General features: G+C 60.3%; 5 protein-coding genes. 2 read left to right on the top strand and 3 right to left on the bottom strand.

Annotated features, from left to right (window positions below):
• Nucleotides 1–449 (bottom strand): dihydrodipicolinate synthase family protein (locus AC1DLB_RS25065; protein WP_477785843.1); only part of this gene is annotated, 449 nt, incomplete at its 3' end.
• A 29-nt stretch (nt 450–478) separates the two neighbouring features.
• Nucleotides 479–1,261, bottom strand: a complete 783-nt coding sequence (locus AC1DLB_RS25060; RefSeq protein WP_064619831.1) for an aldolase — start codon at nt 1,259–1,261, stop codon at nt 479–481.
• A gap of 109 nt (nt 1,262–1,370) precedes the next feature.
• Between AC1DLB_RS25060 and AC1DLB_RS25055 the strand changes: the two genes are divergently transcribed.
• A complete protein-coding gene (locus AC1DLB_RS25055) occupies nt 1,371–1,913 on the top strand; it encodes a helix-turn-helix domain-containing protein (RefSeq protein WP_477785842.1) in 543 nt (180 codons plus the stop codon).
• Between the two features lie 46 nt (nt 1,914–1,959).
• Here the strand turns inward: AC1DLB_RS25055 and AC1DLB_RS25050 are convergent, their stop codons facing one another.
• The gene (locus tag AC1DLB_RS25050; RefSeq protein ID WP_477785841.1) at nt 1,960–2,979 is read right to left on the bottom strand and encodes a DUF4917 family protein; all 1,020 of its coding nucleotides are present in this window, start codon (nt 2,977–2,979) and stop codon (nt 1,960–1,962) included.
• A gap of 156 nt (nt 2,980–3,135) precedes the next feature.
• On the opposite strand from AC1DLB_RS25050, the gene AC1DLB_RS25045 reads away from it, so the two are divergent.
• Nucleotides 3,136–3,561, top strand: a 426-nt coding sequence (locus AC1DLB_RS25045) for an iron-containing alcohol dehydrogenase (protein WP_477785840.1), incomplete at its 3' end; no start/stop codon positions are given.

Raw genomic sequence — 3,561 nt, 5'->3', positions numbered from 1 at the left:
ACCGACATGTCGGTGCCGCTGGTGGCCGGGTTGTTGTAGAGCATGATCGGCACGCCGATGCTCTCGCCGATGGCGCGGTAGTGGGCGAGGATTTCCGCCTCGCTGAGTTTCCAGTACGAGGCCGGCAGCACCATCACCACATCGGCGCCGTGGGCCTCGGCGAAACGCGCGCGGCGCACGGCTTTGGCGGTGGTCAGGTCGGACACGCTGACGATGGTCGGGACGCGTTTGGCGACGTGGCGGATGCTGAATTCGCTGACTTGATCCCATTCCGCGTCGCTCAGGTAAGCGCCTTCGCCGGTGCTGCCCAATGGGGCGATGGCGTGGACACCGCTGTCGATCAGGCGGTCGATGGAACGCCCGAGCGCGTCGAGATCAACGCCTTCGCCCTGGGCGGTGAACGGGGTGATGGTGTAGCCGATGATGCCGTGAATGTTTACGGTCGACATGGCGTCTCTCCTTTCAAGAATGAGTGGGGTCAGTGCAGGCAATCGGCGTGTTGGCGCAGGTTCTGCCGGGCGTAGTAGTTGAATGCGGCAGCGTGGCGCTTGGGCTTGGATATCCAGTCGTGGGCTTCACGGCCCAGCTCGGGAAGAATCGGTTTGATTGCACCGGCGGCCATGGCCAGCAACTGCAACTTCGCTGCGCGTTCGATCAGTTGCGCAATGACACAGGCCTCTTCGATGGTCGCGCCGGTGGACAACTGGCCATGGTGGGAAAGCAGGATCGCMCGCTTGTCGCCCARGGCCCCGGCRATCAGTTCRCCTTCTTCATTGCCCACGGGCACCCCCGGCCAGCCTTCGAGAAACGCGCAGTCGTCGTAGAGCGGGCAGAGGTCCATGTGGGAAATCTGCAGCGGTACTTCCAGCATCGACAGCGCCGCGACGTGAGTCGGGTGCGTGTGAATGATGCAGTTCACGTCCGGCCGGGCGCGGTACACCCAGCTATGGAAGCGGTTGGCCGGGTTGGGCATGCCGTGGCCTTCAAGCACTTCCAGGTCTTCGTTGACCAGCAACAGATTGCCTGAAGTGATCTCGTCGAAACCCAGGCCCAGTTGCTGGGTGTAATAGGTGCCCGGTTGCGGGCCGCGAGCGGTGATTTGCCCGGCCAGGCCGGAGTCGTGGCCGTTTTCGAAGAGAATGCGGCAGGTCAGGGCCAGCTTTTGCCGGTCGGTCCACGTATTATCCGCCAGGGTGTTTTGCATCTGTGTCAGCGCTTGCTTGACCAGTTGCTCTTTGGGTAGTGCTAATGTCTTGGCCATATCGGTGTCCTTTGGGTGGGGCATGCAAATGACACTAAAGAGGCTATATGACACTTTGTGTCATTGGCAAGGATAAATCGTTGCCTCCTTGATGGGTTAATCGCTCTACATGTCTATCCGTTTGAAATTATTGAGAAAAAAACTTGGCGTGACGCTGGAGGCCCTGGCCGAAAAATCCGGCATGACCAAGAGCTATCTGTCGAAAGTCGAGCGCGGGTTGAATACCCCGTCGATCGCCGCCGCGCTGAAACTGGCCAGGGCGCTGAACGTGAAGGTCGAGGAATTGTTTTCCGAAGACAACGTCAGCCTCGACAGCTACAGCCTGGTGCGCAACGACGAACGCCAGTCCCTGGCCGCCAACGACCAGAGCCCGGGTTATGCGGTGTTGRCCCATCAGGTCAGTGAGCGCAGCCTGTTGCCGTTCATCATTTACCCGCCGAGCGAGTTCACCGACAAAACCTTCAAGGAACACCTGGGGGAAGAGTTTCTGTTCGTCCATGAAGGGCAGGTGGAAGTGGACTTCATGAACGAGCGGGTGCTGCTCAATCGTGGGGATGCGCTGCACTTCAACGCGCAGAAACCGCATCGCCTCAGGTCAGTGGGCGAGGTGCAGGCGCAGTTGTTGGTGGTGGTGCATAGCAGCGAGGAATGAGGTTATCGGGCTTTTGTGGCGAGGGGGCAAGCCCCCTCGCCACAGGTCAGACCTCGACCGGCACGGTCAGCTTAGGGTTACCGAGCGCATGCGTCTTCGAATCAAAAAAACGCAACGCCACACCCGTCCCCTCGAACACCTTCGCGTAATGCCGCTTTTGATGCTGGATGAACGCCTTGCTGCGCGGGTAAATCGAGATCGCTACCACCTTCGGCTTCGCCTGTCGCAGTGCATGAGCGATGTGACTGTCCTGCTCGCCAAGGGCATGCCCGAAGATGCACAACCCGTCACCGTGGCCGAGTAACTGGTCGTAGCAGAACGACAGGTAATCCGAACTGCGAATGGTCTTGAGTTTGTCTTGCGCCGGGCCTTCGTTGACGAACAGCGGCACGTCGTCGAGGGTCTTGATCGTATTGTTGATCGCGAAATTGCCGAGCAACGTCCCTTCGGTCGACATCAGTTTGCGCGCCGTGCCGTCCTGATTGCGCACCAGATGCAGGCCGCCGTGCAGGTACAGCAAACGCGGTTTGTCGGTGGCGCTGGCACTCAGATCGAAGCCGGGTTCGGCACCCTGGAACAGGTCGGTCACGACGTCCGGCCGATGCTGGATCGCCCAATAGCTGAGCAAGTCGTAGTTGGTGGTGAACACCGTTCGATAGCTGCCCAGTTCCTGATTGATCGTCGCCAGCGTCGAAGGCTTCACCAGTCGCCACGGGATGTGCACCGCGTGCACGGTGTTGATCAGCGCTTCCTTGATCGCGTAGTAGCGATTGCGCGGTGCCGCAGAGCTGACGGCCAGGGCCTTGTTGACCCGGCTGGTGGTTTTCAGCGCGCCGAGAACCTGCTCGAAACTGCGCGTCTGCATCGCGTCGAACACGCTCAGCTCGGACTGGCTCAGCGGTTTTTCTTCGACGGTGCGGGCATTTTCGAACAGCGAGTCGTAGCCGAAGTCGTCCCACACGGCGCGGCTGGCGCCGTTAMCCACCAGCAGGCCGCCGAATGAGGCGGTGGTGCGCAAGGCGTTCCAGTCTTCAAGTTGGGCATCGACATCCTGGAAATCGGTCATTGCGTTTGTCGTCTCGAAGCAAAAGGTCTGATGGACGGCGACTTTATCACGCCCGGGCGTTGAGCCAGATCAACATACCGCGTGACTGATCGGTCGACCCTGTGCGCACCCGCCGAATCGGTATTGCCGATTCGGTTTCAGCCAGGAGACTCGCGCATGAGCAGTACGTTTTTCATCCCCGCCGTGAACATCATGGGCACCGGTTGCCTCGACGAAGCCATGGACGCCATTGGCAAGTATGGTTTTCGCAAGGCACTGATCGTCACTGACGCCGGGCTGGCCAAGGCTGGCGTGGCATCGAGGATTGCCGAGAAACTGGCGTTGCAGGACATCGACTCGGTGATTTTCGACGGCGCCAAGCCGAATCCGAGCATCGCCAACGTCGAGCGCGGCCTGGGCCTGCTCAAGGAAAGTCGCTGTGATTTCGTGGTGTCTCTGGGCGGCGGTTCGCCTCACGACTGCGCCAAGGGTATCGCCTTGTGCGCTACAAACGGTGGGACGATCCGTGACTACGAAGGTGTCGATCGGTCGGCCAAACCCCAGCTACCGTTGATCGCGATCAACACCACCGCCGGCACTGCC

It is taken from the genome of Pseudomonas sp. 05N434, from assembly GCF_056396965.1.
The sequence above is the reverse complement of the archived record's forward strand: the minus strand, read 5'-3'. Positions and strand labels throughout refer to the sequence as shown.